The organism is Salipiger sp. ABF4_146 (assembly GCF_056161345.1).
In genome coordinates this window covers 1-517 of sequence record NZ_JBSWYX010000082.1, presented here as the reverse complement: position 1 = coordinate 517, position 517 = coordinate 1, and the positions used below count along the sequence as shown (strand labels likewise).

Below are 517 nucleotides of genomic sequence, written 5' to 3'. Positions count from 1 at the left end.
TGAGGCTCGCGTCGATGATCTGACCGGCGCGCGGAATGAACCCCGCTTGGTTGATCGCCTGGTCCAACTCCTCGAACAACTCATCGAGCGCGTCGGCCTTGATGAGCGCTTCCCGGAAGTCCCACAGCGTGTTCGCATCGGGCACGGTGTCAGCGATGCCCAACCCACAGAAGCGCATCCAACTGAGCCGATCCCTGACCATGCGCTCGGTCGCCTCGAGGCTGAGGCCATGCAGGCTTTGCAGCACCAGCATCCTGAACTTCAGCACCGCATCCAGCGGCGGACGACCGCCCTTCGAACTGCGCGGGCAGCCAGCCGCTCGCTCAAGGATCGGACGGAAACGTTCGAAATCCACCGTGCTGTTCAGGGTCTCGAGCGGATCGCCACCCGCTGAAATCTCCGCCAGCCGGTCGTCGACGCTCCAGAACCCTGATTGCTTGGCCATGATCCCCTCCACCCGTTACGGACAGTGAATCACGATGATCATCAATCAGCCAGTGGTTTCCGGAGGTGTCCA

Annotated in this window: 1 protein-coding gene; it reads right to left on the bottom strand. The window is 62.1% G+C overall.

What is annotated here, in order from left to right; translation table 11 throughout:
- Window positions 1-445, bottom strand: a 445-nt coding sequence (locus tag ACXAJT_RS27645) for a transposase (protein ID WP_475242253.1), incomplete at its 3' end; no start/stop codon positions are given.
- Window positions 446-517 lie beyond the last annotated feature (72 nt).